Consider the following 18,573-nt stretch of genomic DNA (forward strand, 5'->3'; position numbering starts at 1 on the left):
CGGCGCTCCAGCGGTGATCACCCTGTCCGCGCGGTCAGGCGATCAGGCCGCGGCGGCGGACGTGCGGCTCGTACACGGCGAGCAGGATGCCTTCGGCGCGGTCGGGGCTCTTCATGCCGCGGGCCTTCATCTGCTTCTTCGACTCCACGACGGCGTAGCCGCCGCTGTTGTTGCCGAGGTTGGGGGTCGTGAGCTGGATGCCGGCCTGGCGGTCGACGCGCAGGCGCAGTCGGCCGGAGCCCGTTGCGGGGTCGGGCTGGAGCAGGGCGCGGCCGGCGAGCCACATCTCGTCCCGCTTCCGGTACGGGCGCATCACGGCGCCCGGGTCGTCCCGCTCGGGAGATTCAGAGACCATCACGCCGATGATCTCGGAGTCGTGCTTGCCGTTGTCTCCCCACACGGTGAGCATGCTGACCGCGCCGTGGCCGAGACCGTTCTTGTCGATCTTGACGTGGACCTTCGCGGTGGAGCCGAGGGCCTGCGCCAGGCGCTCCGCGGCGTGGACCTCTTCGAGGATCTTCTTGGCGACGGTGACCTGGTTGTCGTTCGCGGCGCCGCTGGAGTGGTGGCGGTGCTCGACGGCGTCGCCGACCACCCGGTAGATGGTGAACTCGTCGCCGCCGTCCGCGGCGACGTCGATACCGAGGCGTACCCAGGAGCCGCGCTTGACGGTGTGCGTGGCGGTCTCGCCCTTCAGGCCGAGGTCGCACAGGCGGACCCAGCCGGGCCCGGTGGGGTCCTCGTTCTGCTGGGCGTCCTCGACCCACGTGACGGGGATGACCTTGCCGCCGCCGCCCTTGGGGAAGCGGGCGTACACCTTGGCCTGGACGTACGGGTGGTCTTCTCCGTACTCGCGGATGGTGCGGTCGATCCAGTCCTGATCGGGCAGGTGGATCGCGAGGGAGTGCTTCGGTACGCCCGGGGGGCAGTCGTTGCAGAACGGGACGCGTTCGTTGGTGATGGCCGGGCTGTCGAAGGTGGCGATCGGGACGGTGACGGTGCCGGGTTCTTCGGGGTCGTCGCCTTCCTCGCAGAGGCCTTCGAACCAGGAGCGGGGGTCGTCGGCCGGCGGGTTGCCGATGGCGAGCATCCGCGCGTCACCGGTGAGGAGGTTGTTCGTTCCGTTGCCGATGGTGCGGGCGATACCGCCGGCCTCGTCCACGATGATCAGCAGTTTCGGCGTGCCGTGGATGCCCTGCATGGCCGCCTCGTCGTTCTCCGGGGCGGTGAAGCCGTACGCGACGACGACGTCGTTGCCGTAGGCGTCGGGGATCTTCCACTGGGTGGTGTCGCACCATCCGGGCAGGCCTGCGCGGGCGACGGTCTTGCGGATGTGGGGCCACAGCTGGTTGCGGACCTGCCGGAACCGGGTCGCGGTGGTGACGATGACCATGGTGCCGGGCGGGTTCACGGCCCCGGCCCACGCGACCAGGCGCCCGGCGATCCATGTCTTGCCGACTCCGAAGCCCGCGGGGCAGGCCACCCTTTTGTGGAAGGGGATGGCGTCGACGATCTCCCGCTGTTTCGACCAGATCGACTCCCCCAGCACGTCCTCGATGAACCCGGACGGGGTGTCGTGCCAGAGCCCGTACATGGAGCCGGTCTCGCGCTCGACCTCGGTGAGGACGTGCGCCAGGTCCACGTTGTCGAGGGTCTTGATGGCCGCGCGGCGCACAGGTACCGGGGCGCGGAGCAGCATGTCGGCGATGCTGGCGGCGTCGGAGGAGCGGACGCCTTGTCGCTTCTCCTTGGAGGCGTGGGCGGCCACCACGGCGGGGGTCGGGGTGTGCGGGGTGGCCATGGCGCGCACCGTGCATGGCCTGCCCGGCTACCGTCCCGGGCCACCGCCAACGTCGGGGGCCACCGCCAACGTCGGGGGCAGTAGTCGTATCGAGCCCATCGAAGTCGCGAGAGGGCGGTGAGCGGGCGGTGAGCGGGCGTACGGCGACGTTCCGGCGCTTGCTACCACGAATGTCTACCTGCGGCCGTCTCGACACGGTGAAATAGGCGGCATGTCCTATCGCAGAATCGCCCAGTTACACGCCGCTCGCAGCGCGGCTACCAGCCGTGCCCTATCCCGGCCACGACCTCGTGCGGTCAACCGCGTGGTGCGCACTGCGCGAGTCCTGGTTCCGGTCGCCCCGTCGCCTCGGCGCCGGGCGGGTGCCGCTGGTGGCCACGAGCAGGGCGGTGGTTTGGACTGGGCGCGTCGAATAGAACTGGTCACGGTCGTTGTCGCGGCGGTCGTAGCGGTGGCTGGGTTGTGGTACTCGAACGTGCAGGCTCGGGAGCAGCGGGCAACGGAGTACGAAGGTCAGATCACCGACCGCTACACCGCGGCCGTGGAGAACCTCGGCGACGATGCGATCGATGTACGGCTCGGCGGCATCTACGCCCTGCAGCGCATCATGCAGGACTCGGTCCGCGACCACCCCACCATCGTGAACGTCCTGACCGCCTACATCCGCAGCCACGCCCCCCTGCCCGAGGCGCCACGGCGCTCGGCAGAAGCTGAAGACCAGAAGAAGGAGCAGTCGAAACCGACTGAGCCGGATGCCGATGTCCAAGCCGCGCTGTCCGTCCTGGGCCGGCGCAACCCCATCCATGACGCTGGCCGCACCTGGATCGATCTGCACAGAGCGGACCTGCGCGGCGCGGACCTGAGCAGCGCGGACCTGAGCAGCGCGGACCTGCGCGGCGCGGACCTGCGCGGCGCGACCCTGGGGAGCACGGACCTGAGCGGAGCGGACCTGTTAATGGCGAACCTGCGCGGCGCGGACCTGGACGATGCGGACCTGAGCAGCGCGGACCTCCGCGGCACGGACCTCACTGGCGCGGGCCTCCGCGCCGCGGACCTCACTGGCGCGGAACTGAGCAGCGCGGACCTCCGCGACGCGGACCTGCGCGGCGCGGGCCTCCGCGACGCGGGCCTCCGCGGCGCGGACCTCCGCGCCGCGGACCTCACTGGCGCGGATCTGAGCAGCGCGGACCTCACTGGCGCGGACCTCCGCGGCGCGGACCTCCGCGGCGCGAATCTCAGAAACTGTCGCGTCTCTGCAGGGCAGGTGGCAGCAGCGGTGCTCAATGCGTACACGAGGTTGCCGTCCGAAATTGCATCCGATCCGAAGGTGTGGGAGCGGGCCGCTCATCCGTTGCCGGCGGGTGCCCGTTGATCAGCCGCACGGTGCGGCCCCCGTCCGGTCTCGTGCCTCCGCTGCGGCCACCAGGGGAGTTGGGTGGGAGCGGTGCGCGATCGGGGACGGGGGCCGGCGGCTGGTGGGGGCGGCCCGGTTGGGGCCGGGCCGCCCCGTGAGCGGGTTGCTGACCTACCTCGTGAAGGGGGTGGGCCCTTCACGGCCATAGACGGAGTGACCCGCGAAAGCGTTACAGGTTCCGCGGAGGGACTTTCAGGTGTTCTCCGCGGGGGCCACGACCCTGGCGACGACCTTCGGGTCCCGGTCGATGGCCTCGGCGATCTGCGTGCGGCTCCAGCTGTACGGGGCGGCGTGCATCACGCGAATCGCCGCGTCGCGGATCTCGATGGCCGCGGACCGTCGAGCCTGCGCGGCCTCGTACTCCTTGGCGATATCGGGGAGGGTCGAGGCGGCGTCCTCGAGGAACGGCACGCCGGCGGCGCGGGCCGCGGCGGGCTGGTCGGCCCTCTTGGGCGGCTCGCTGTCGCGGGGGAGCCCGAGGGCGCGGGTCAGGACGCGCTTGAGCGAGTTCCGGTTGATGCCCGCGGAGTAGTACACGCCGCGGGCGGTGGTGTAGAAGGCGAGACTGCACACCGCGGCGTCCCGCTCGGGCAGCAGGGTCGCGGCCTCCTCCTCCGCCTGGTCGACGGCCTCGGCGGCGCGGCGCAGCCGCTCCTCCGGGGAGACGGCGAGCTTGGCGAACTCCTCCACGATCTCCTTGCGGGCCTGCTCGCGGATGGCGTCGAAGTCGGGGCGCTCCAGGGCTTCGACTGCCACGCGGCCGCCGGCGGTGCGGACGGCTTCGTGCGCGGCCTCCAGGTGCGCGAGGGCGGCGCCGCGGCGGGCTTCGGCGTACTCGTACCGTTCGGCGACGGCGGCGGCCTGGTCCACGACGTTCTTCGGGTGCGGGATACCGGCGTCGGCAGCGGCCTTCGCCCGGTCCGCGGGCCAGCTCGGCGGGCTGACCGGGTCTTCGAGGCCTCCGAGGAGCTCGCTCATGGCCAGCCGCTTGAGGTGGGTGCGGGTGATCCCGAACCGCTCGTGCAGCTGGGGAGCGTACTCGTACAGGGCCGCGGCGGCGATGAGCTGCTGCCACTCGCTCCTCCGCGAGGCGAGCTCCATGTGCGCCTGGTCGCGGATTTCCTCGGCGACGGTGCGCCGCTCGAAGGGGTCCTTCACCTCGGCGAGTTCGGCGTTGACCTCGGCTTTCGCCGCGGCGCGGAGCTTGGCGTAGTCGGTGCTGCTCATGGCGGTGTCCCGTTTCCGGGCGCGCGCCCTGGGGGCGCTGGTGGCAGGGGCCTCCCCTAGCCGTTCATCCTTGGCCCGAAACTGTACACCACGTCTCGACTGGGGAGGGTTGTGCGGCTGAGGTCCAGGAGCGCGAGGAGCAGCAGGGTGTCCATCACGGGCGGCCGGCCCGCTTCCAGGCGGACGCGTGGCGGGATGGTCCGCGGGGGTGTGGCGGTGGCGGTCATCGCTTCCCCTTCCGGGCGCGCTTGGCCTCCCAGTACGGGCGGTACTCGGCGGCCGAGCACAGGTACATGACGTAGACGGTGCGGGAGGCGAGCGTGACGCTGATGCCGTAGGGCCGGGGGCCGCCGCGCATCCATCCGGTGCTGATGGGGACGGAGGTGCCGGTGCGCCACCCGCCGACGGTCCACCGTCCGATGAGGCGTCCGCCGAAGTCGCGCCACCAGGAGTCGTGGATGGCGAGGCCGACGGTCGGCCCGAGGCGGGCCAGGCTGATCGTCAGGCGCCACATGCTCAGGGTGACGCCGACGGTGCGCATGCGGGCCCTGTCGGGGTCGTAGGCGCGCATGGGGCCGATGGCGAAGCGGGAGCCGCCGCGCCACAGCAGCAGGTGCCAGCACAGGGTGAGCTGGATGGTGCGGGCCTTCATCGTGCACCGCCGGCGTGGGCGTAGCGGATGGGCGGCGCGATGCGGGAGCGGGTGCCGTCGGGGTGGAGGACGTACTCGGCTCCGCTCGGGTAGCGGACGGGCATCTCCCCGGGGAGCATCGGCCTGCGGACCTTCCAGCCGTGGCTGTAGGACTCGCGGGGGTGGTCCTCGAACCAGCCATTACAGGTAGTGCAGGTGAGGAGCAGGTTATGCGGCTCGTTGATCCACTCCTCCCGGGCGCCGCCCATGCCCCGGTTGACGCGGTGGTGGATGGTCAAGTCCCGGACGGTGTTGCAGCGCACGCAGCGCCCGCCGTCGCGCAGGTGGACGAGTTGGCGGACCGTGTCCGTGGGGCCTGTGCGGCGTCGAGAGGCCACGGCAGGGGTTCTCCGTCCCGCCCCGCACGCTGGGCCGCGACGGCGGCCGCGGGGAGCGGCGAGGCGGGACGGAACATGCACGCCCGGGACGGCTACCGTCGCGGGCTGCCGGCGATCAGTGGCGCAGCTTGTTGACCGCGGTCATCAGGGTCTGCATCGCTTCCCGGGCCCGGTCACGGCTGCCCGCGTCGAGAACAGCGAGCGCGGCCGCTGCGGCTTCGCGTACGGAGTGGGGCAGTTCCTCGGTGGCCGCGACCTGGTAAGCGGTGGCACGGCGGGCGCGGCGCTCTTCGGCGGAGACTGCGTCGTCGCCGGAGAGGGGGAAGACGGACGCCTCGTACATGGCGATCTTGACCAGGGTCATGTGGGCGATGCCTTCGGCGTAGCCGCGCGCGGCGGCTTCACCGCGGGCCTTGGTGAGGTTGGCCAGGGTGCGCCGGCGAACAAGCTGGGTGCCGATGGCCGTGCCGCCGCCGAGGGACACTGCGGCGATGAGGCCGAGCGCCGGGCCTTCCAGGATGGCGCCGAGGGCAGCGCCGATAGCGGCTGCGCAGGTAACCATCGTGGTCATGAGCAGCAGGTATTCGCGTCTGGGGTCGTGCCGGGCCATGGGGTGCAGTGTGCCAGCCGGGTGCGACAGCGTGGCGGGGCGGGACCGGCAGCGCGGGCCCGCCCCGGCTGCTCAGGAGGTCGCGGCGGCCTCGCGTTGCTGTCGCTCGCGCGCGGTGCTCATGGCGTCGAGGAGCTCGACGGCGTACGGGACGGGCACGTAGGCAACGAAGACGCGGCCGGTGTTGGCGTCGTTGCCGCCGAGGACGACTTCGTACTCCGCGCCGGTCTGTTCGTCGTCGTAGTTGTACGTGCCGGGTCCTTCGTCTTCCAGGGGACCGTCGGCGTGGTCGAACCAGGCGATCCCGAAGACTTCGTCCACGGCTTCGGCGATCACCGCGTTCGGTACGTCGTCGAGCTCGACGGTGGCGCGGGTGTCGTCATCGACGCACACCCGGCCTGCGCCGAGGTCGTTCGGCCGGTCGATGTGGAGCATGACGGGGCAGCAGTAGGTCGGGGTCTTGGTGTGGTCGAGGCCGGGCAGCGCCAGGCGCAGCGCGTTGACGGCGCTCTCCTGGAGGCTGTCGGACGCTTCTTTCCACGCTTCGAGGGCGTTCATCACGGTGGGCTTCATGGTGCTCTTTCCGGTCGTTCGTGCCGGGCGTGCCGATGGGGTCGGCTGCCTGGCCTGGAGCGGTCGGAGCTGATGAAGCCGGCTGAAGGGGTTTGCGTCCCGGGTGAGGCCGCTTGTCGGCCGAGGATGCCGGTGACCACGGCGCGGCCGCAGCGGCTCACCGGGGTCCGCTACGGCCCTTGTTCGTCTTCTTCCTTCGGTTGTGTTGGGTTCTTCTTGTTTACGTGCGCTGCAGCGCATCAGGCCAGGTGCGGTGTAGCGCACGTGGCCAGGTACGCCACAGCGCACGTGGATTTCACCTGATGCGCTGCAGCGCACTAGGAAACCCTGATGCGCTGGAGCGCACTTGGGCTATTTCCGCAGGCCACGACGGACACGGCGCAGGCGCTTCAGGCTGGAGGCGAGCATTCGGTCCAGGGCATCCCGGCCGGGCGGGTGGGCGTAGACGATCCGCGGGGGCACGGTCTCGCCGATCACCAGCCGGGAGGAAACGACACCGCCGGAGGGCCGGGCATCGGGTGCGGAGCTGTCAGTCATGGGCGGGAACGTAGACGCGGCCGCGTACTACCGTCCCGTGCGTCAGCGTGCCTCGCGGAACGCGGCGATCATGGCGGCCGTCTCCTCGTCGGTGAACCCGTCAGCGGCCTCCAGAGCGGCCTCCGGGAGCGGGTCGTCGGCCGAGTGCCCCAGTGCGGGCTCTCCGTCCAGGTGCCCACACATTGCGTCCAGGTGGTCCAAGAGCGTCGCCTGCCGGGCCTGCTCGGCGCTGAGGGAGCGCCACCACTCATACCGACCGCGCACATCGTGCGGACGCGGCGGGAGGCTGCGGCGCAGCATGTCGGCCCGGGCTGCGAGCGTGATCCGCACGGCGAGGCGCAGAGCGTCCGGGCTGGCTGCCGTACCGGTCGCGGAGGCCGTGGGGGCGGAACCGGTGACCATGTGGCCACAGTGCCACCCGGGACTGACACGACCCGACGCCCCGGGCGACGGGCAGTCGTCCGGGGCGCGCGGATCATCCGGCCGGGCCTACAGGTAGCGGATCACCGCGGTGGCGCCGAGCCGGCCGAACGCGATCGACTCCCCGGTGAGGGTGACGGTGGCGGCCCGGCCACCGACGCGGATACGGATGGTGGAACCGAGCGGCGCTGCGCTAACGAAGGTGATCTCGCGGTCGCCGAAGAGCGGCTGGCCGTTGATCACGACGTACGTGCGCGGACGCGCGGCGGCGTTGTTCTGGCCCATTGGATGGCCTTTCGGTGCGGGGTTGCGACGCCAGGTTGGGCGCCTCACCCCTTCGGCGCGGTCGTGCGGGGTAGGACAGCATGACCGCGCAGGATTCGCTCAGGCCGCTGCCGCTATGTCTTCCTGCGCGAGCGTGGCGCCCTTGTAGGTCTTCAGGGCCTGCCGCGCCTTGACGACATCTTCCGGGGAGCAGTGCTGCCGGACGGCGTTCCAGTGCGGGTGACAGCTGACGTCGATCGCGCGCTCGCGGGCCTGCGCCCACAGCCGGTCATACTCGGCGTTCTGCTCGTCGGTCCAGCCGCCGGTTTCCGGCCGCGCGGTCTCCCGCCACCGTCCGCTGCCGGTGTCGTCCCATCCCCCGCCGGGCTCGACCGACCACGGCAGGTCAGGGTTCGCGCTGAAGGCGTGCAGTTCGGCGTAGGCGGCGGCAAGCGCCTGCTGCTTCTGGACCAGGTCGGGCGGGAAGTACAGGGGGTCGAACGGCTGCTCGTCGGCGGTGGAGGCGTTGTTCGTCGGGTTCTGCTCGGGGGAGGTGCTCGGCATGTTCGGGGATGTTAGTTCGAGGCTCTGACATGCGGGGGCACCCCGCCGCGCGCCTGGCGGCGGGGTGCCTCGCGGGGCGGGACGAGGTTCAGGAGGAGGCGCCGCCGGTGACGGCGCCGGCGTCCGTGCCGGACGTCGTACCGGTGGTCGTGCCGCCGTCTGTGCCGGACGTCCCGCCGGACGTCGTACCGGTGGTCGTGCCGCCGTCCGTGCCGGACGTCGGGGCCGGGCCGGGGCCGCCGCCGGTCGTCGTGCCCGCGTCCGTGCCGCCGGTCGGCGTCGGGCTGGTGGGCGACGGGACCGGCGTAGTGGCGGTGGGCGACGGGGCCGGCCCGGGGCCGGGCGCACTCGGGCTGCCACCGAACACAGCGATGAGGGCGACGACGATGCCGAGGACGACCAGGGCGAGACCGAGAAGCTCGGCGGCGCTGCGCAGCGAGGTCCGGGAGTCGGACATGGGGAACCTTCCTGTCGGAGACGAATCCGCGGGAGGGTCGCCTACCGTCACGCCTTGCGTCGCGTCCTGCCGCCTACTCTCGAACCATGGACACCAGCACGGAACCGGAGCAGGCACCGCCGTGGCGGCCGGAAGACGGACCCGCGCCGACGGTGTGGCTCTGGCCTGCCGGGAACCGCCCGGGTCTGTTCGTGCTGGTGAACGGGCGATGGCGGTATGCCGTCGTGCAGGCCCGGCACGACTACCCGGACGGCCGGGTCTCGTATCAGGTGGAAGTCGACGTGCACGGCTCGACGTCGATCACCTCCCGTTCGTACTGGTGGCCGCAGGAAGGGCTCAAGGCGGCGCACGGCAGCACAGTGGAGCCGACTCGCTTCCAGGGCCGGTACGGCTGACCGCGTAGCCGTCAGTAGGTGGAGCCGATGAGCGCCGGGCCGGTCAGTGGTGTCCGTAGTCGCGGGCGGGACGGGAGCGGCGGACCGGGGCCAGGGCTGGCTGTCGGGGCGCGGGCGCGGTGAGCTGCGCGGACACGTCCGTCATCCAGGCCCGGAGTCCGTTGGGCGTACCCGAGCCGGCCCGCTCGATGACCGTCCGTACCTGCGCTGCCGTCGCGATCCCCAGCAGGCCGTTCGGCGATGCGGGGAGCAGCGGGCCGGGCGGGAACGGGACGCCGAGCGCGGCGGCCAGGTCCCGGGTGAACCAGACGGGCTCACCGCCGCGCACGCGGACCCGCACAGGGGTGTGGGCGTAGCGGAAGACGCGCGTGCGGCTCACAGCACCGTCACCGGGTCCGTGTCGTAGGCCAGGACGAAGCTCAGCGCCAGGCCCACGGCGCGCGCCTCCGGTCCGCCCTTCTGGGACTGCCGCTTCGCCTCGTGGTGCAGGCGGTCCCGCATGGCTTCGAGCCGTTCGATACGGCGCCGGTTCAGGGCGATCGTCGCCTGATGGTTCTCCATGCCGCACCGGTGCGCGGTGTTCATGCTGTGCACCAGGCCGTTGGCTACGCTCAGGCGGATTTCGGCCGGGGCGTGCCCGAGTGCCCACAGCAGATGCCCGCCGCTGGTCATCTCCTCGTACGGCTCGATGGGTTCCTCACCGGCGCGGAGCCGCGCCACTTCGGCGCGCAGCTGCTTCACCTCGTCCGCCAGGGCGGCGTTCACCTTCGTGCCGGACATGTCGCTGCCTATGGGCACGCAGATGAAGCCGGGGTGCGGGTGGTGGTTCATGGGGTCCTCTCGGTGCGGTGGAGTCGCCACGTAGACGGAGTGAGGGGGCGAATGCGTTACACCCCGCCGCCGGGCGCGGCGGGGCGCAGCGGCGCGGGTCAGACCAGGGCCCACTTGCCGGAGACGTCGAACTCGCCGGTGGCCAGGTTCACGACCAGGTGCGCGCCGTCGGCCGGGGGCGCAGCGCGGGAGTAGTCGGCCAGCAGGGTCCGGAACTTTCCGTCCCGGGCCGTCTGCACCGGGTCGTCGTCGGGGTTCTCGAAGTCGACCGGGACGGGCTCGTCATGCCCGTCGATGTGGACGTAGACGGTGCTGTCGTCCCAGTACACGCCGTCCTCGTAGTTCGAGGTGGTGACGAACTCGATGTGCGTCACGCGCGGACTGCCGGGCTCACCCGCGCCGATGTCGCGCAGCAGCCGCAGCAACTCGCCCTCGGTGCGGCTGTCCGCTTCCCCGATCACGATGTCGGCCAGGGCGTACAGCTGCTCCCGGGTCCACGACGTGAGCAGCGGCAGCACGCGCTCCCTGTCGGTCAGGAACCCCGGGTCCAGGTGCGCGGAGACAATGCCGCCGGGGGCGTAGCCGACCGGCCCGCGCGTCGTGCCGACGTCGATGGTGTCGCCAGTGCCGTACAGGTTCATGCGGGCTCTCCGTCCTCGCGGATCTCGGGCAGGGTGAATCCGGCGCGTTCCAGGTCCGTCACCAGGTCGTTGACGTCCAGGCCGCCGACGTTGTTCGACTCGGTGACGTGCTCCGCGATCAGGCGGAGGATCACCTCGTGCGGCGGGGCCGGCTCAGGGTTCGGCCACCACATCTCGCCGATGGGCTCACGCGTGTACGGGCCGATGAGCACGGCGTGATGCCGCTCGTCGGGCCCGTGTGGGGCCAGATCGCACGTGACGTCGATGCCCTCTTCTTCGTCGCGGCCGGGCGCTCCGCACAGGGCAGGCGTAGCGGTCATGGGCTCCTCCAGGGAGTGAGGTTGGGGGTTGGGCCGCCCGGCGTACGTGCCGGGCGGCCGGAGAGGTGGTCAGGCGGTGACGGGCTCGAAGCCTTCGACCTCATCAATCAGGCCCTCGGCGTCGAAGCCGTCCCGGACGTACTCCTCAAACGCGCGCTGCACGGCGTCGGCGTGCCGGTCCACGTCGAACGCGCACGACCACGCCATCGAGTCGGCGTCGTCCTGGTCCTCGACAAGGGCGTCGATGGTCGCCTGGTCGCCGTCCTCCACCTGGTGGGACTCGGTGATCACGAGGTTCCCGCCGTGGTCCCAGCGGCCGAGCAGCAGAGTGGACATGAGATGTCGGGGTCCTTTCGAGGGGCCCGCCCGGCGTACCGGCCGGGCGGGCGCGGCAGGGGTGGTCAGGCGGAGAGGGAGAGCGGCGCAGCAGCGTTTACGGCAGACGCCGAAGCAGCGGCGGCCTGCTCGCGGCGCAGGTCGCTGTACGCGCCCCACGCGGGTATGCCGGGGTGGGACTCGTCGGCGACGAACAGCACGTCCGGCGCCTGGCCGTCCGGGGCGCCCAAAGGGCGCTGCCCCTCGAACCACTCCCGAAAAGAGGGCAGGCCGGTGAGGGTACGGCGCGCGTCGTCCAGGTCGCGGGCGCAGACGACGAAGCCGTACGGCTTCTCTCCGTCGTGGCGCTCCAGTCCGGCGAACGTCAGCGTGAACGCCTCCCCGGGCACCGGCTCACCGCACAGGGCGACCAGCTCGCCGACCAGCTCGGCGAGGAACTCGGCCGCCTGCAGCGCGTTGGTGGCGCGGGTCTCGTCGTAGTCCGCGTAGCGGCGGGGGTCCGCGTCGCCGTCGGCGCCCAGGTACGGGGCGAGGCTCTCCGTGTGGCACGCGTCCATGTCGCGGTACCGGCGCACCAGGCCGTGGACGTAGCCGACGTAGTCGATGGTGTCGCTCATGATCAGAGGCTTTCTGCGAGGGCCGCGCCCGGGCCGGCATCGGGCCCGGGCGCGGGAGGGCGGGTCTAAGCGGCGGCAGGCGTGGGGCAGACGGTGCAGCCGTCCCCCACGCAGCTGTGCAGCTCGATGCCGTCGACCGCGTCAAGGTCTGCGGTGTGCGGCTCGATGGCGATGTCCTCGATCTCGACTCCGCCCTGTGTGAACGACTCCTCGAACTTGGTCTCGCTGATGGCGTCGATGGCGTCGCGGGCGGCGTCCTCGCTGTCGGCGGTGACGGTGAGCTTCGCGGTCAGCGTGGCGGTGAACTCGAACGTGGGCACGGGGCACTCCTTTCTGGGCGGGGCTCGAGCCGGTCGTCGGCCCGAGCCCCGGGGGCGTAGCGGGTCAGATGGCGGCGGGAAGGACCGGAGTCACGTCCGGCTGCTCGGCGGTGAGGTCGCCCTCGACGCGCCGGAGGATCTTCCTGGCCGTGTCGGCGTCGAACAGCATCAGCAGATCCGTGACCAGGTCACTGGCCTGCCAGTGCTCGGGCTCCTTGGCCTCACCGGGCCCGCAGTTGCCGACGTACGCGGCCAGCGCTGCCTCTGCGGCCTTGCGGTTCATCGGGTCGCCTCCGGGCCCTCGGCGAGGCGGTCGGCGAGCTCCCCGGAAACCTCGGCGTACTTCGTGAGCGGACAGCGGGGGAAGCCGTACGCCCACATGTCACGGATGGCCTGGCGCGCCTCCAGTTCGGCGGCCCGGGCCTCGGTGACCGTGTCCGGCAGGGCGGCGAGCTGGTCGGAGAGCACTTCGGCGCGCAGCGTCCCCAGTCGGGCGAGGACGGCGCGGGCGACGCTGCCCAGGTGGCGGCCGTGCCCGCCGGTGCGCTCCGCGTATCGGTCGTTGGCCAGGGCCATGAGTTGAGTCGTCGGGCTGTGCCCGTCGGTGGTGAGGACGGCGAGCATGTCCGGGGTCGCGCGCAGGAGGTCCCGGGCCATCTCCTCGATGACGGGGTGGTCGGCGAGCTCGCGCACGGACTGGTCGTGAGCGGGGGACAGAGCAGTGAGCGACATCGGTTGTTCCGTTCAGTGCAGGGCACGGCAGCGGGCCGGGCTCGGTGCTGGGGTAGGAGGATGGGGGGCGGGAGCGGCTTGGGTCGCGCGCTCCCGCCGGGGGGTGCGGCCGTCAGGCGGTGCCGTTGGCGATGGCGCGCAGCTCGGCGAGCGTGAGCGGGGCGGGGTGGGCAACTGCGGCCGTGGCGAACTCGAACGCGGCCCGCTCGTGCTCCGGGGTGGGCGCGTACTCGGCGCGCATCGCCTCGATGGCGGGCGCCTCTTCGCGCAGGAAGGCGAACCAGGCGGCACGCGGGCCCTTGGCCTCCCAGCGCTTGCGGGCGAGGTCCAGGGCGTGCCCGGCGCTCATCGCGTGGGGGAAGCCGTAGCGGGTCAGGCCGCGCGCGGTGAGCTGCTGGTCGACGGCGTGCCAGTCCTGTCCGGCGCAGAGCTGCTCGGCGGGGACGACGGAATGCAGGGGCAGGTCGGCCCAGCGGGCGCCGGTGAGTGGCGAGTCGGTGTGGAGCAGCACCTGCCAGGAGCGGGGGTTCTTGGCGAGGGTGACGCCGGTAGACGTCTCCGGCTGCTCGTCGTCCTGGTCGTCGTCTTCGGCGGTGGCGGCCGCCGTGGCGGCGGCGAGCACGGCGCGCGCCTCGGCGATCAGCTCGTTCTCCCGGTCGCCGGAGAGGGTCCCGGCGACGGCGAGGTCGTCCACGTGGTTCCACGTGGCGATCAGGGCCGCAACGGGCGTGCGCTCCTCGGTGTAGTGGGCCATGGCGTCGGGGCCGTAGTCGCCGAGCACGTCACCGATCTGGGCCCAGATCTCGGCCGGGGTGAACTGCGGGCCGCCTTCGGCAACGGTGTCGTCGGCGTTCGCCTGGAAGGCGGTGACCACGTAGGAGGCGGTGTAGCAGGTCTCACCGAAGATGAACGCGGCCGTCGCGCGCTGGTCCTGGCGCTTTTCCTCGGCGAGCTCCGCTTCCCACGCGGCGTCCTCGGCGGCGCGCTTCTGCGCCTCGGGGTGGCTGGCGACCTTGGCCTCAGCCTTGGCGCGGCACCGGTCGTGGATGTTGGAGAGGGGGAACGCCTCGGCGTCGGCCAGCGTGCGGAACCACGTCCAGTCGCGGTGCCCGTGGGCGCGGATGCGGCGGTTGCACAGGGCGTGGCCGTCGGCGTCGAACGCGTGCCAGAGCTGGAGGTTCGACTCCGTGCAGTTCCACACCGTGGAGCTGGTCAGGTAGGAGGTCCACTGCGGGTCGGCGGACATGGTGTCCCCTTCGGTCGGTTCGGAGCGTTGGCGTTGGTCCCGCTCGCTCGTGCGGTCCAACAAGGGAAACTGTACACCATGTCCGACCAGGTTGACAGGGAATCCCCGCTCCTCCGGGGATCGTTGGTAGTCAGCGGCGCACACGCGCCCGGGCCCGGGCGATGAACGCGGCCCGTATCGCAGGGTCGATCACCCGGAAGTGCGCGGAGAACGACACCGGCCCGTCACCGATCTCCGGGTACCGGTGCACGACCAGCGTCCCGCCGGGGAAGTACACGGACGGCTCCATGACCTGGAACACGACCCGGGAGCGGCCCATGCGGCGCACCCACGCGTACGTGACCCCGTCGTGGTCGGGCATCGAGTACCGGGCCGGCCCGATGCTCAGCCGGTACCGGGTGCACGCCGTCGGCGCCGCCGGGTTGTCGTGCTCCCCCTTCCAGTGCCCGCACCGGGCGCAGCACGGAGTGAGCGGCGGCCGCTCGCACGGCACGGCACGGAACACCGGCCCGAGCTCGGCGGGCGCCATGCACGCGATCTGCCCGAACGTCAGCAGCACCGTGCCCGTGTCGGGTTCGACGGCGGCCGCGCCCCGGGAGTGGAGCGCGGACGCCAGCAGGGAGCGCAGCAGCGCACCGGACACCGGGGCCGGTGAACTGTCGCGGTCGGCGTTGCTCAGGGCGTAGGCGGTCGCGGTGGCGTCCAGCGGCCGGGCGATGGCGTGGGCGGACGGGGCGGCGACGGTGGTCATGATCGGTTCCTCTCGGACGGGAATGGGCGGTTGCAGGGCCCGGGGCGCAGCACGCGGCGCGCCCCGGGCCCACTGGCTGGTCAGGGCTCTTCGCGGCGCAGCGTCACGGCGTGCGCTTCCTCGCGGCCCCGGGCGTACAGGCCGTCCAGCCCTTCGGGTTGGGCCGTGCACCTGTCGGCCGTCCACCGGTACTCGGCGGCGCCGAGCGCGAACACGGCCTGCCCGGCGGTGTGCGGCACGTGGTCACCCCACTCGTCCCACGACCACATGCCGCCGATGGCGTACCGGCCGTGGCCGTCCGGAGCGATGCTCTTGGTGCCGCCGTCGCCGTCGTAGTCGCGGGTCCACGTGAACGTGAGCGTCCCGTCGTCGGCGAACGCGGCCGTCATGCCGCAGTCGTCCTTGTGGAGGTCCTTCACGATCTCCTCGGCCGTCGCCCGGGTGAACAGGTGCGCGCTGTACGGCGTCCACATGTCGCTCAGCGGCAGAGCGACGTACGGGCCGTACGCGCTGCCCTCCACGGTGAAGAGCTGGACGCTCAGGGGCGTGCCGTCCGGGAGGGTGGGGTTCGGGTTGCTGCTCATCGCGCGGGGGTCCTTTCCAAGGGTGCGGGGAGGGTTTCAGGGGCGGCGGGTTTGCGGCGCGGCCCGGCGCACGGTGCGCAGGGCCGGCCGTTTCCTCAGTGGCGCGTGGTGTGCTCGCGGTACTCGGCGTCCAGGGCGCGCAGCGCGTCCGCCCACGCGGGCGTGCCGGGCCCTACGTCCAGGTCGGCGATGCGGGCCCGCCCGTCGGGCGCCTCGCCACCGGAGCCGTCCGGGTTGGTCCACGCGTACGGCGGCTGCGCGGCGACCTTCAGGCACAGCCGGAAGACGTCCTGCGGGGCGTCGTTGTGCTCGCACTCCAGGGGCGCGGCGAGCGGCGCGTTCGGGACGGGGCCGCACTGGCGGTTGCCCATCGTGGCGCAGTCCCGGCCGGACTCGTCCTCTTCGATGACGCCGTCGCGGTTGTCGTCACCGGCGTTGTACGCGGCCACGGTGTCCTCCTGGTCGTCTTCGGCAACGACCGTGACCGTGGCAGGCGGCCGGGTGGGACCGGACGGAGCGGAGCGCACGGCCCCGACGACGGCAGCGGCGGCGAGCACCAGCAGGGCGCCCAGAGCGCCGAGGATGACGGCGGCGCGGATCTGCTCGAAGGTCTGGCGGGAGCGGGTCATGACGGGTTCTCCGATCGCGGGAAGGGCGGGGCGCGGCGGGGTGCCGCGCCCCGGGGAGCAGCAGGGCTATGCGAGGACGGCGGCGGCCTGGCGGCGGGTCAGGATCTCGGCGGCGCGGTCGCGCGCCGTGGGCAGGTTCGGCGCGACGGGGGACAGCACCTCGAAGGTGTGGGTGTGGCGGCGGTCGGCGTGCCGCGTCCAGCCGTTGACCGTGCTGAAGGCGTGACCGCGCGGGTTCCGGCACGGGTGCGACTCCTGCCGACTCGGGTCGGTGGCGCGGGGCGCGCAGATCGTGCAGTCCCACCCCAGCGCGTGAGGGTTGCCCCCGCCGTACGTGCCGTCCGGGTTGACCACGGCGGCGAAGTAGACGCGCCCGATCTCCACGGGGATGTCGTGGGGAAGCGGCAGGCCCATGGCGCGCGCGGCGTCCAGCTCGGCGAGCGCCCGGCGGTACTCGGCGTGAGCCGCCTTCTGCCACCCCCACAAGGTCGGGTCCTCCATCACGGCCCGCGCCTCGCGGTACCGGTTCAGCGCCACGACGGGCGCCGTGACGTAGGCCAGCAGACCGGCCGGGGTGATGCACCAGCGCTCATCCGGGTCCAACACCAGGTCGCGCGGGGTGATGACGCTTCCGCACGGGCAGTGGAAGCGGCCGTCCGGCCCGGCGGCGAAGTGGTTCTTGCAGCAGTTGGCGCAGACGATGACGGTCACGGGGTCGGGCAGTTCGGGGGCGCGGTCGATCGCGGGCACGGCTGATCTCCTGTCGAGGCGTAGCGGGGTGAGCGGGGAAGGGTGGCCGGGCGGCCGGTGAGGGGGGAGTGCCGGGCGCCCGGCCAGCTGGGGGGCGTAGCGGGTGCTACGCGGCGGGGGCGTACTCGGCGGTGCGCTTGTAGGTGGAGAGCGCGATCGTCAGGGCCGGGTCACCCGGCTGGTACTGGAAGACGGTGCGGAGCTTGCCGTTGACGCGGCGGCGGGTGGTCTGAGGGTCACGGCCGTCGTGGGCGGCCCGGTACGCCTTGGCGGCGTGGCGGCCGAACGGGGAGGCGTAGCGCTCCACGAACGCTGTCTCGTACCCGAGGGAGCGCAGGAACGGCTTCACGGTGTGCGGCCGGTTCATGCGGCGGCGGTTGCGGAGTTCGGCGGCGGCGTTGCGGCGGCGGGCGCGGCGTGCGGCGGCAGCAGACACAGGGGTTCCCCTTTGGTTCCGGAGCGTTCGGCGGCTGACGGGTGCTCGTTCCGTCGCTGCCGTTCGGTGCGAGCACCACTCTACATGACCAGAATCAAAAAGTGCACACCACGTCCAAGATTGAATGCGCGCCACGCATAAGAGGCGCGATAGATCAGGGGATTCCCGTTAAGGCTGTTGCGCACTGCCGGACAGGGTGTACAGTTCTTCTCGTTGGACGGCACGAGCGAGCCGGCCCAACACCAACGCTCCCAACCAACCAAAGGGGACACCCATGCCCGTCACCCTCGGCAAGGCCACCGACACCCCCACCGTCACCGGGCCGGCCCACCTGCACATCACCATCGCCCAGCTCCCCGACGGGCGTATCTCCAGCGTCGAGATCAGCGGCCCCGCCCCCGACAGCGAAGAGCTCTGGTACGACGAGCCGCGCGCCACCGTGTGGACCGGCCTCACCCCCGACGCAGACGACGACGACCGCGCGATGGCCACCAAGGTGCTCGACCTCGCCATGAGCCCCGAGTACCGCCAGACCAACGGCCACGACTGGGCCGAAGGCGAGCGCAACGCCTTCGCCTTCCACTTCGACCACACCGAAGAGCGCGCGTTCCTGCGCACCGTGGAAGCGCACCTCATCCGCGCCGGATACCTGGACGCGCACGTGGGCAGCGTCGCCTGCCACTCCTTCGGCCTCACCCTCGCGGGCAGCGCCGAGCACTACGCCTACAACGGTGACGGCGGCTGGCGCTTCGCAACCGAAGACTGCACCACCGCCGAAGGCGCATACGAGTACCGCGCCCCGATCGCCCCGGCCGACGCCACCCCCCGCCGCGTCGCCGCCGCGATCCTCGTGCACCTCGCCGACGCCGGAGAGATCGAGCCCGCCGCACTCGCCCCGCTGCACCGCATCCCCGTCCGCTACGGCCTGTGGCGCATCACCAACTGGGCCCACTTCACCCGCCGCATGGGCCAGCGGCTCGACCGCTACCGGCGCCGCATCACCGCCCGCACCCGCTAGCCCCGGCGGGGCGCGCCGCACCCCCCGGCGCGCCCCGGCCTGCCCGATGAGACCCCCGCCCCGCGCGCGCA

29 protein-coding genes are annotated in these 18,573 nt (G+C 72.1%); 3 read left to right on the forward strand and 26 right to left on the reverse strand.

Annotation, left to right across the window (positions count from 1 at the left end; all coding sequences use genetic code 11):
* Positions 1–34: 34 nt before the first annotated feature.
* On the reverse strand, positions 35–1,801 hold the full coding sequence (locus tag DDW44_RS30325; protein ID WP_208648027.1) for a hypothetical protein: 1,767 nt from the start codon (positions 1,799–1,801) through the stop codon (positions 35–37).
* Positions 1,802–2,195: 394 nt separating this feature from the next.
* On the opposite strand from DDW44_RS30325, the gene DDW44_RS30330 reads away from it, so the two are divergent.
* On the forward strand, positions 2,196–3,173 hold the full coding sequence (locus DDW44_RS30330; RefSeq protein ID WP_244224158.1) for a pentapeptide repeat-containing protein: 978 nt from the start codon (positions 2,196–2,198) through the stop codon (positions 3,171–3,173).
* A 234-nt stretch (positions 3,174–3,407) separates the two neighbouring features.
* Here DDW44_RS30330 and DDW44_RS30335 read toward each other — a convergent pair whose 3' ends face one another.
* From DDW44_RS30335 to DDW44_RS30380, 10 genes are all read right to left on the reverse strand, one after another.
* On the reverse strand, positions 3,408–4,442 hold the full coding sequence (locus DDW44_RS30335; RefSeq protein WP_108908488.1) for a hypothetical protein: 1,035 nt from the start codon (positions 4,440–4,442) through the stop codon (positions 3,408–3,410).
* 223 nt (positions 4,443–4,665) lie between these two features.
* Positions 4,666–5,094 carry a hypothetical protein gene (locus DDW44_RS30340; RefSeq protein WP_108908489.1) on the reverse strand — a complete coding sequence of 143 codons (429 nt, stop codon included), beginning with the start codon at positions 5,092–5,094 and terminating at the stop codon, positions 4,666–4,668.
* Positions 5,091–5,471: an HNH endonuclease gene (locus tag DDW44_RS30345; RefSeq protein WP_108908490.1), complete on the reverse strand. Its 381-nt coding sequence runs from the start codon at positions 5,469–5,471 to the stop codon at positions 5,091–5,093. The genes DDW44_RS30340 and DDW44_RS30345 overlap by 4 nt, the downstream gene beginning before the upstream one ends.
* Positions 5,472–5,586: 115 nt before the next feature.
* Positions 5,587–6,081, reverse strand: a complete 495-nt coding sequence (locus DDW44_RS30350; RefSeq protein WP_108908491.1) for a hypothetical protein — start codon at positions 6,079–6,081, stop codon at positions 5,587–5,589.
* Positions 6,082–6,153: 72 nt separating this feature from the next.
* Entirely contained in the window at positions 6,154–6,654 is a 501-nt protein-coding gene (locus DDW44_RS30355; protein ID WP_108908492.1) for a hypothetical protein, read from the reverse strand.
* Between the two features lie 351 nt (positions 6,655–7,005).
* Complete coding sequence (locus tag DDW44_RS30360) at positions 7,006–7,191, reverse strand: hypothetical protein (RefSeq protein ID WP_108908493.1); 186 nt, start codon at positions 7,189–7,191, stop codon at positions 7,006–7,008.
* A gap of 42 nt (positions 7,192–7,233) precedes the next feature.
* A complete protein-coding gene (locus tag DDW44_RS30365) occupies positions 7,234–7,593 on the reverse strand; it encodes a hypothetical protein (protein ID WP_244224159.1) in 360 nt (119 codons plus the stop codon).
* A gap of 87 nt (positions 7,594–7,680) precedes the next feature.
* Positions 7,681–7,896 (reverse strand): hypothetical protein, encoded by a 216-nt coding sequence (locus tag DDW44_RS30370; RefSeq protein ID WP_108908494.1) that lies wholly within the window; start codon positions 7,894–7,896, stop codon positions 7,681–7,683.
* A gap of 99 nt (positions 7,897–7,995) precedes the next feature.
* Positions 7,996–8,439 (reverse strand): hypothetical protein, encoded by a 444-nt coding sequence (locus DDW44_RS30375; RefSeq protein WP_108908495.1) that lies wholly within the window; start codon positions 8,437–8,439, stop codon positions 7,996–7,998.
* 88 nt (positions 8,440–8,527) lie between these two features.
* The gene (locus DDW44_RS30380; protein WP_108908496.1) at positions 8,528–8,896 is read right to left on the reverse strand and encodes a hypothetical protein; all 369 of its coding nucleotides are present in this window, start codon (positions 8,894–8,896) and stop codon (positions 8,528–8,530) included.
* A gap of 86 nt (positions 8,897–8,982) precedes the next feature.
* On the opposite strand from DDW44_RS30380, the gene DDW44_RS30385 reads away from it, so the two are divergent.
* A complete protein-coding gene (locus DDW44_RS30385; RefSeq protein ID WP_108908497.1) occupies positions 8,983–9,291 on the forward strand; it encodes a hypothetical protein in 309 nt (102 codons plus the stop codon).
* A 43-nt stretch (positions 9,292–9,334) separates the two neighbouring features.
* Here the strand turns inward: DDW44_RS30385 and DDW44_RS30390 are convergent, their stop codons facing one another.
* The 15 genes from DDW44_RS30390 to DDW44_RS30460 all read right to left on the reverse strand — a co-directional run bounded on the left by DDW44_RS30390 (position 9,335) and on the right by DDW44_RS30460 (position 17,484).
* A complete protein-coding gene (locus tag DDW44_RS30390) occupies positions 9,335–9,670 on the reverse strand; it encodes a hypothetical protein (RefSeq protein ID WP_108908498.1) in 336 nt (111 codons plus the stop codon).
* Positions 9,667–10,122 carry a hypothetical protein gene (locus tag DDW44_RS30395; RefSeq protein ID WP_108908499.1) on the reverse strand — a complete coding sequence of 152 codons (456 nt, stop codon included), beginning with the start codon at positions 10,120–10,122 and terminating at the stop codon, positions 9,667–9,669. Before DDW44_RS30395 ends, DDW44_RS30390 begins: the two co-directional genes overlap by 4 nt.
* 98 nt (positions 10,123–10,220) lie before the next feature.
* Complete coding sequence (locus DDW44_RS30400) at positions 10,221–10,763, reverse strand: hypothetical protein (RefSeq protein WP_108908500.1); 543 nt, start codon at positions 10,761–10,763, stop codon at positions 10,221–10,223.
* Positions 10,760–11,083 (reverse strand): hypothetical protein, encoded by a 324-nt coding sequence (locus DDW44_RS30405; RefSeq protein WP_108908501.1) that lies wholly within the window; start codon positions 11,081–11,083, stop codon positions 10,760–10,762. Before DDW44_RS30405 ends, DDW44_RS30400 begins: the two co-directional genes overlap by 4 nt.
* Before the next feature lie 69 nt (positions 11,084–11,152).
* Positions 11,153–11,419 carry a hypothetical protein gene (locus DDW44_RS30410; protein ID WP_108908502.1) on the reverse strand — a complete coding sequence of 89 codons (267 nt, stop codon included), beginning with the start codon at positions 11,417–11,419 and terminating at the stop codon, positions 11,153–11,155.
* Between the two features lie 65 nt (positions 11,420–11,484).
* A complete protein-coding gene (locus tag DDW44_RS30415; RefSeq protein ID WP_108908503.1) occupies positions 11,485–12,036 on the reverse strand; it encodes a hypothetical protein in 552 nt (183 codons plus the stop codon).
* Between the two features lie 65 nt (positions 12,037–12,101).
* Positions 12,102–12,356, reverse strand: coding sequence for a hypothetical protein (locus DDW44_RS30420; RefSeq protein WP_108908504.1), 255 nt, complete (start codon positions 12,354–12,356; stop codon positions 12,102–12,104).
* A 64-nt stretch (positions 12,357–12,420) separates the two neighbouring features.
* Complete coding sequence (locus DDW44_RS30425; protein WP_108908505.1) at positions 12,421–12,639, reverse strand: hypothetical protein; 219 nt, start codon at positions 12,637–12,639, stop codon at positions 12,421–12,423.
* Positions 12,636–13,088, reverse strand: a complete 453-nt coding sequence (locus DDW44_RS30430) for a hypothetical protein (RefSeq protein ID WP_108908506.1) — start codon at positions 13,086–13,088, stop codon at positions 12,636–12,638. The genes DDW44_RS30425 and DDW44_RS30430 overlap by 4 nt, the downstream gene beginning before the upstream one ends.
* 112 nt (positions 13,089–13,200) lie before the next feature.
* The gene (locus tag DDW44_RS30435) at positions 13,201–14,334 is read right to left on the reverse strand and encodes a hypothetical protein (protein WP_108908507.1); all 1,134 of its coding nucleotides are present in this window, start codon (positions 14,332–14,334) and stop codon (positions 13,201–13,203) included.
* Between the two features lie 130 nt (positions 14,335–14,464).
* Positions 14,465–15,085, reverse strand: coding sequence for a hypothetical protein (locus tag DDW44_RS30440; protein ID WP_108908508.1), 621 nt, complete (start codon positions 15,083–15,085; stop codon positions 14,465–14,467).
* Between the two features lie 80 nt (positions 15,086–15,165).
* Complete coding sequence (locus tag DDW44_RS30445; RefSeq protein WP_108908509.1) at positions 15,166–15,669, reverse strand: hypothetical protein; 504 nt, start codon at positions 15,667–15,669, stop codon at positions 15,166–15,168.
* A 95-nt stretch (positions 15,670–15,764) separates the two neighbouring features.
* Positions 15,765–16,298: a hypothetical protein gene (locus DDW44_RS30450; RefSeq protein ID WP_108908510.1), complete on the reverse strand. Its 534-nt coding sequence runs from the start codon at positions 16,296–16,298 to the stop codon at positions 15,765–15,767.
* 66 nt (positions 16,299–16,364) lie between these two features.
* Positions 16,365–17,048 carry a hypothetical protein gene (locus tag DDW44_RS30455; protein WP_108908511.1) on the reverse strand — a complete coding sequence of 228 codons (684 nt, stop codon included), beginning with the start codon at positions 17,046–17,048 and terminating at the stop codon, positions 16,365–16,367.
* Positions 17,049–17,154: 106 nt separating this feature from the next.
* A complete protein-coding gene (locus DDW44_RS30460; protein ID WP_108908512.1) occupies positions 17,155–17,484 on the reverse strand; it encodes a hypothetical protein in 330 nt (109 codons plus the stop codon).
* Between the two features lie 274 nt (positions 17,485–17,758).
* Between DDW44_RS30460 and DDW44_RS30465 the strand changes: the two genes are divergently transcribed.
* On the forward strand, positions 17,759–18,502 hold the full coding sequence (locus DDW44_RS30465; RefSeq protein ID WP_108908513.1) for a hypothetical protein: 744 nt from the start codon (positions 17,759–17,761) through the stop codon (positions 18,500–18,502).
* Positions 18,503–18,573: the final 71 nt, after the last annotated feature.

This window comes from Streptomyces tirandamycinicus (assembly GCF_003097515.1).
In the GTDB taxonomy this organism is placed as follows: domain Bacteria; phylum Actinomycetota; class Actinomycetes; order Streptomycetales; family Streptomycetaceae; genus Streptomyces; species Streptomyces tirandamycinicus.

Coding starts and splice junctions, on each gene's coding strand:
- DDW44_RS30325 (WP_208648027.1), bottom strand. CDS start 1,801: ATGGCCACCCCGCACACCCCGACCCCCGCCGTGGTGGCCGCCCACGCC.
- DDW44_RS30335 (WP_108908488.1), bottom strand. CDS start 4,442: ATGAGCAGCACCGACTACGCCAAGCTCCGCGCCGCGGCGAAAGCCGAG.
- DDW44_RS30340 (WP_108908489.1), bottom strand. CDS start 5,094: ATGAAGGCCCGCACCATCCAGCTCACCCTGTGCTGGCACCTGCTGCTG.
- DDW44_RS30350 (WP_108908491.1), bottom strand. CDS start 6,081: ATGGCCCGGCACGACCCCAGACGCGAATACCTGCTGCTCATGACCACG.
- DDW44_RS30355 (WP_108908492.1), bottom strand. CDS start 6,654: ATGAAGCCCACCGTGATGAACGCCCTCGAAGCGTGGAAAGAAGCGTCC.
- DDW44_RS30360 (WP_108908493.1), bottom strand. CDS start 7,191: ATGACTGACAGCTCCGCACCCGATGCCCGGCCCTCCGGCGGTGTCGTT.
- DDW44_RS30365 (WP_244224159.1), bottom strand. CDS start 7,593: ATGGTCACCGGTTCCGCCCCCACGGCCTCCGCGACCGGTACGGCAGCC.
- DDW44_RS30370 (WP_108908494.1), bottom strand. CDS start 7,896: ATGGGCCAGAACAACGCCGCCGCGCGTCCGCGCACGTACGTCGTGATC.
- DDW44_RS30375 (WP_108908495.1), bottom strand. CDS start 8,439: ATGCCGAGCACCTCCCCCGAGCAGAACCCGACGAACAACGCCTCCACC.
- DDW44_RS30380 (WP_108908496.1), bottom strand. CDS start 8,896: ATGTCCGACTCCCGGACCTCGCTGCGCAGCGCCGCCGAGCTTCTCGGT.
- DDW44_RS30385 (WP_108908497.1), top strand. CDS start 8,983: ATGGACACCAGCACGGAACCGGAGCAGGCACCGCCGTGGCGGCCGGAA.
- DDW44_RS30395 (WP_108908499.1), bottom strand. CDS start 10,122: ATGAACCACCACCCGCACCCCGGCTTCATCTGCGTGCCCATAGGCAGC.
- DDW44_RS30400 (WP_108908500.1), bottom strand. CDS start 10,763: ATGAACCTGTACGGCACTGGCGACACCATCGACGTCGGCACGACGCGC.
- DDW44_RS30405 (WP_108908501.1), bottom strand. CDS start 11,083: ATGACCGCTACGCCTGCCCTGTGCGGAGCGCCCGGCCGCGACGAAGAA.
- DDW44_RS30410 (WP_108908502.1), bottom strand. CDS start 11,419: ATGTCCACTCTGCTGCTCGGCCGCTGGGACCACGGCGGGAACCTCGTG.
- DDW44_RS30415 (WP_108908503.1), bottom strand. CDS start 12,036: ATGAGCGACACCATCGACTACGTCGGCTACGTCCACGGCCTGGTGCGC.
- DDW44_RS30425 (WP_108908505.1), bottom strand. CDS start 12,639: ATGAACCGCAAGGCCGCAGAGGCAGCGCTGGCCGCGTACGTCGGCAAC.
- DDW44_RS30430 (WP_108908506.1), bottom strand. CDS start 13,088: ATGTCGCTCACTGCTCTGTCCCCCGCTCACGACCAGTCCGTGCGCGAG.
- DDW44_RS30435 (WP_108908507.1), bottom strand. CDS start 14,334: ATGTCCGCCGACCCGCAGTGGACCTCCTACCTGACCAGCTCCACGGTG.
- DDW44_RS30440 (WP_108908508.1), bottom strand. CDS start 15,085: ATGACCACCGTCGCCGCCCCGTCCGCCCACGCCATCGCCCGGCCGCTG.
- DDW44_RS30445 (WP_108908509.1), bottom strand. CDS start 15,669: ATGAGCAGCAACCCGAACCCCACCCTCCCGGACGGCACGCCCCTGAGC.
- DDW44_RS30450 (WP_108908510.1), bottom strand. CDS start 16,298: ATGACCCGCTCCCGCCAGACCTTCGAGCAGATCCGCGCCGCCGTCATC.
- DDW44_RS30465 (WP_108908513.1), top strand. CDS start 17,759: ATGCCCGTCACCCTCGGCAAGGCCACCGACACCCCCACCGTCACCGGG.